This window comes from Pseudomonas nabeulensis (assembly GCF_004682045.1).
In the GTDB taxonomy this organism is placed as follows: Bacteria; Pseudomonadota; Gammaproteobacteria; order Pseudomonadales; family Pseudomonadaceae; genus Aquipseudomonas; species Aquipseudomonas nabeulensis.
The window spans coordinates 1-5,273 of the sequence record NZ_QUZT01000130.1; the positions used below are offsets into that span (position 1 = coordinate 1).

The following is a 5,273-nucleotide window of genomic DNA, read 5'->3' on the forward strand; positions in this document are numbered from 1 at the left end:
CTGGCATTAGGGCAAGCCCCCTCCCACATTGACCACCTCATGGCAAAAATCAGCTGGGTTTGGCTTCGGCCAGCGCTTGCTGCGCCAACTCCTTCTCCGCTTCCTTCAAGTCTTCCTCGCTGATCATCTCCGCGATCACCCGCAAGCGCTCAACCACTCGCGCATTGACGGAGCCTTCGGGGAACTGCCCTTCCGCGTCTGGTTCACCCGCCGGCTCACCCACCAGCAGGCTCAACGCCTCATCCGCCTGGCGCACCGCGTAGATATGGAACTGCCCAGCCCGTACGGCCTGCAGCACCTTTTCATCCAGCATCAACGTGGCGACGTTGGCCTGGGGAATGATCGCGCCCTGCTCGCCGGTCAGCCCGCGGGCTTCGCAGAGGCGGAAGAAGCCTTCGATCTTCTCGTTGACCCCGCCCACCGCCTGCACTTCGCCAAACTGGTTGATCGAGCCGGTGATCGCAAAGCACTGCTTGAGCGGCGTCTTCGACAGGGCCGAGATCAGGGTGCACGCCTCGCCGAGGGACGCGCTGTCACCGTCCACATACCCGTAGGACTGTTCCAGCGCGATGCTCGCCGAGATCGCCAGCGGGAATTCCTGGGCATAGCGGCTGCCCAGGTAACCGGTGAGGATCATCACGCCCTTGGAGTGGATCGGCTGGCCGAGGTTGACCTCGCGCTCAATGTCGACGATACCGCTGCCGCCGGGGTACACCGTGGCAGAAATCCGCGCCGGCACGCCGAAGGCCGAGTCACCCACTTCCAGCACCGTCAGACCGTTGCACTTGCCCACGGCCGCGCCGGCGGTGTCGATCAGGATGACGCCGGCAAGCATGTCGTCGAGAATCCGCGCCGACACCCGCCCGGTGCGCGTGGCCTTGGCCTTGAGCGCGCGCTCGATATGCCCGGCATCGGTCATCTCGTCGCCCGCCAGGTGGCGAATAAAGTCCGCCTCGCTGACCAGTTGGAACAGGTCACCAATGCGCGCCGACAAGCGCCCCTGGTGCTCCGCCAACCGTGCGCTGTAGGTCGCCAGGCGCGCCACCGCGTCCGAGGTCAACGGCGCCATGCCTTCTTCCGAGGTACGGGTTTTGAGCAACTGGGCGAACTGCTCCAGGCTTTCGTCCACCATCGGGATGTCTTCGTCGAAGTCCACCAGCACGCGGAACATCTCCTGGAAGTCCGGGTCGGCGTCCTGCAAGGCGTAGTACAGCTGGCGCGAACCGATGATGATCACCTTGACCTGCAACGGGATCATCTGCGGGTTGAGGGTCACGGTGGCCAGGCGGCCCAGCTCGCCCAGCGGCGATTCCATCTTCAACTTGCGCGACTGCAAGGAACGCTTGAGGGCGTCCCACACAAACGGCTCGCCGAGCATTTTCTCGGCTTCCAGGATCAGGAAGCCGCCATTGGCGCGGTGCAGAGCGCCCGGACGCAACTGGCGATAGGTGGTGTACAGCGCGCCTTGGTCGGTGCTGTATTCGATACGGCCGAACAGGTTGTCGTAGGTCGGGTGCGGTTCGAACACCACCGGTGCGCCGCCGTTGACCGGATGGCCGACCACCAGGCTTGGGCAGTATTGCTCTTCCAGCAGCTTGCGCGCCTGGGCGTCGGTCTTGGCGTCGTCCACCAATTGTTCGACCACGGTCTTGAGCAGGTACACCTGCATGGCTTGCAGGTAACCGCAGACGGCGGCGTTTTCCGCGTACTTTTCCGACAGAGGAGCCAGCAACGGCTGTAGGGCCAGGGTGATGGTTTCTTCGTTGAATTGCCGCAGTTGGTTGTTCGATTCACGCTTCCACTGCGGCAGGCTGGCCAGTTCTTCGTTGAGGCGCTCTTCCAGCTCGGAAATATCCGTGTGGAAGCGCTCGCGGTCGGCTTCCGGCAACTGCGAAAACTCGGCTTCGTCCAGCGCCTTGCCGTCGAGCATCGGGGTAAAGGCGATGTTGGTGCTGTCGCGGTACAGCGCCACGTCCTTTTCCAGGGCCAGGCGCTCGATCACGTCCAGGGCCTTGTCGTAGCGCTGGTTGAACGCACGGTCGATGGCGCTTTTGCGCTGCTGGTAAGTGGGGTGTTCGAACACCGCCGGAAAGGTCGCGACCAGGTTGTCGATCAAGCCATTGATGTCGCTGATAAACGCCGCCGCGCCGCCACCTGGCAATTCCAGTGCACGGGGTTCACGGGGCTCATCGAAATTATTGACGTAGACCCAATCCGCCGGGGTCTGCAGGCGCTTGCCTTCGGCTTTCAGGTAGCGTTTGACGAACGAAAAGCGGCCGGTGCCGGGCTCGCCCATGACAAACACGTTGTAACCGGGGCGTGGCATTGCCACGCCGAACTGCAAGGCTTCAACCGCACGTTCCTGGCCAAGCACACCGCGAAAGGGCTCCAAATCATTGGTGGTCGAGAAGCTGAACTGTTCAGCGGAAAAAGGACGAGTCAGCGCTTCGGGCGCTAGACGCAAGCTGGCAGCAACAGGATCAGGCATCGGGCTTCCTTACATCAGGCGGGGCAGATGACGGCATTCTGGCTCTCGCTTGCGCGCTCTGGCAAGGCACGTCGTTGGGAAAGCGTGGACCGGGAACTCGTCCTACAAAAAAATCGCGATAAGGCTGATTGTTTTATAAAAAATCACGGAACCCCTGGAACGTGCCTAAACTCCAAACTGCGCGGGTTGGACTAATAACCGATCCCTCAGGGCGCTGCGACGCGCCTGAACCCTTGTCCATTGGTTTGCACACAAAGAGAACAAAGCTATGAAACGGATCCTTCTCGGTACTCTCTTCACCGTCGTCTCCCTCAATGCAATGGCAGAAGCACCAGGCGGCCCGAACTGCGGTTGGGGCAACATGTTGTTCGAAGGCCAGCGCGGTACTCCGGCTCACTTCCTGGCTTCCACCACCAACGGTACTTCGGGTAACGCCACCTTCGGCATGACCTCGGGCACCAACGGTTGCAACACCAACAGCGCCCTGACCTACGGCGGCAAGTCCTGGATTGCCATGAATGGCATGATGAACGAGCTGTCCGAAGACATGGCCAAGGGCAATGGCGAAGCGCTGACCACCTATGCCGTGGTCCTGGGTGTGGCGCCGGAAGACCGCGAGCACTTCGCGGCCGTGACCCACGAGCACTTCCAGCAGATCTTCAGCAAGGCTGACGTGACCGCTGACGACGTGCACAACAACACCCTGGCAGTACTGAAAAGCGATGCCCGCTTGGCGAAGTACGCAACCCAAGCTTAAGCTCGACCCGCCCGCGTCCTTCGAGGCGCGGGCGTTATTTTTGGACCCGCCTCCCCTTTGGGTCTCTATTTATTCCGACTTAAGTTGCCCCTATGCTCAAACGCTTTGCCTGGATGGCACTCTTCGCCTGCGCCCCGCTGTACGCGGCCCCGCACCTTGATGATCAACGTTTGCAGCAATTGGCCAATGATCCGTTCTGGCTGTCTCTGGGCCATTACGAAGCCGGCAAGATCAGCGGCTGGCGCAGCTATGTCAGCGACAAGAAGTTCTTTCTCGCCCCCGATGGCGCCCACCACCCGGACGCCGAACTCAAGGCCACCGTTGAAGCACTCTATGCTCCGGCGAGCCTCGGTGAAAAACACGCCCAATGCGTCTATCCCGCACGTACCCGCTGGCTCAAGGATCAGTTGCACCTGACCGACCTGCCGGCCCTGGACTGCACCGAATTCAAGCAATGGTTCAAGGACGTCGCACCCCACAGTGCGGTGATGATCTTCCCGGCGGCGTACCTCAACAGCCCGTCGTCGATGTTCGGCCACACCCTGCTGCGCATCGACCAGGCTGATGTGCAAAGCAACAACACCGCTTTGCTCAGCTACGCGATCAACTTCGGCGCCTATATCGAAGGCTCCGACAACAGCATCCTCTATGCCTGGAAAGGCCTGATGGGCGGCTACCCGGGCCTGTTCGCCCTGGTGCCTTATCAGGAAAAGCTCTCCGAATACCGTAGCCTTGAGAACCGCGACCTGTGGGAATACCGCCTCAACCTCACCCAGGTCGAGACCGAACGCATGGTCGAGCATGTGTGGGAACTCAAGCAGATCCAGTTCGACTACTTCTTCTTCGACGAAAACTGCTCCTATCGACTGCTGGAACTGTTGCAAGTCGCCCGTCCGGGCCTGCGCCTGACCGAGCAATTCCCACTCACGGCCATCCCCACCGATACGGTCAAGGCCGTGAAGGACGCAGGGTTGGTGGAGAAGATCGACTATCGCCCTTCCCGCGAACGCGAACTGCTGGAGCGTGCCAAGCCGCTGGACGGCGACGAACAGCAATGGGTACTCAAGATCAGCGATGATCAAAAACAATTGCAGGAGCCGGCCTTCAAGGCCCTGCCCCGCGAGCGCCAGGCGCTGATCGTCGACGCCGCTTACCGCTTGGGCCGCTACCGCGCCAATGGGTTGGAACGCGACACCGCCCGTTCCCAACGCAGCTTTGAACTGCTGCGCGCCATCAACCAGAACCCGGCGCCCGACCTCAAGATCGAGCCGCCGGGCCTGCCGGAGAACGGCCACGAATCACGCACCTGGCAAGCCGGCATCGGCACCCGTGGCGACAAGGCCTACGGCGAATACGGCCTGCGTATGGCCTATCACGACTTGAACGACAACGCAGAAGGTTTCCCGCTCGGCGCGCAGATCGAGATCCTGCAAATGAAACTGCGCCAGTACGAAGGCAATCACTGGCAGCTGCAACAACTGGACCTGGCCACCATCCGCTCCCTGACCCCGCGCAATGCCTTGCTGCAACCCTGGTCATGGCAAGTCACTGGCGGCCTGGAGCGCGTGCCGGGTAAACACGACGACGAAACCCTGGTGGCCCACGTCAACGGCGGCGCTGGCGGCACCTGGCAGTTGCGTGACGACATGCTCGGCTTTGCCCTCGGCACCGTGCGCGTGGAACACAACAATGATTTCAGCGAAGCCATTTCACCGGCGGCCGGGTTCAATACCGGTGTGCTGTGGAAGAACCCACTGGGCAATCTGAGCCTGGAGGCCAAGGGTGACTTCTTCACCAATGGCGAAGTACGGCGCAGTATCAGCCTGAACCAGCAGTGGGAACTGTCGCGCAACCTGGGCTTGCGCCTGAGTGCCCAGCGCGAGTACAGCCACCTGTCGACGCCAGTGAATGAAGTGATGCTTGAAGTGAAGTGGTATCACTACTAACCCAAGCCTGACAGAGATTCAGTGTGGGAGGGGGCAAGCCCTAATGCCTGTCATTTAAGGAAACACCAGATGAGCGGCTTTC

The 5,273-nt window shown here is 61.2% G+C and carries 3 protein-coding genes; 2 read left to right on the plus strand and 1 reads right to left on the minus strand.

Translation table 11 applies throughout. The annotated features are described in order from the left end of the window. Positions 1-49: 49 nt before the first annotated feature. Complete coding sequence (locus DYL61_RS30985; protein ID WP_135311552.1) at positions 50-2,488, minus strand: Lon protease family protein; 2,439 nt, start codon at positions 2,486-2,488, stop codon at positions 50-52. Positions 2,489-2,756: 268 nt separating this feature from the next. On the opposite strand from DYL61_RS30985, the gene DYL61_RS30990 reads away from it, so the two are divergent. Continuing rightward, a complete protein-coding gene (locus DYL61_RS30990) occupies positions 2,757-3,245 on the plus strand; it encodes a DUF3015 domain-containing protein (protein ID WP_105699023.1) in 489 nt (162 codons plus the stop codon). Positions 3,246-3,337: 92 nt separating this feature from the next. Next, entirely contained in the window at positions 3,338-5,191 is a 1,854-nt protein-coding gene (locus tag DYL61_RS30995) for an Lnb N-terminal periplasmic domain-containing protein (RefSeq protein ID WP_135311553.1), read from the plus strand. The last annotated feature ends 82 nt before the right edge of the window (positions 5,192-5,273 follow it).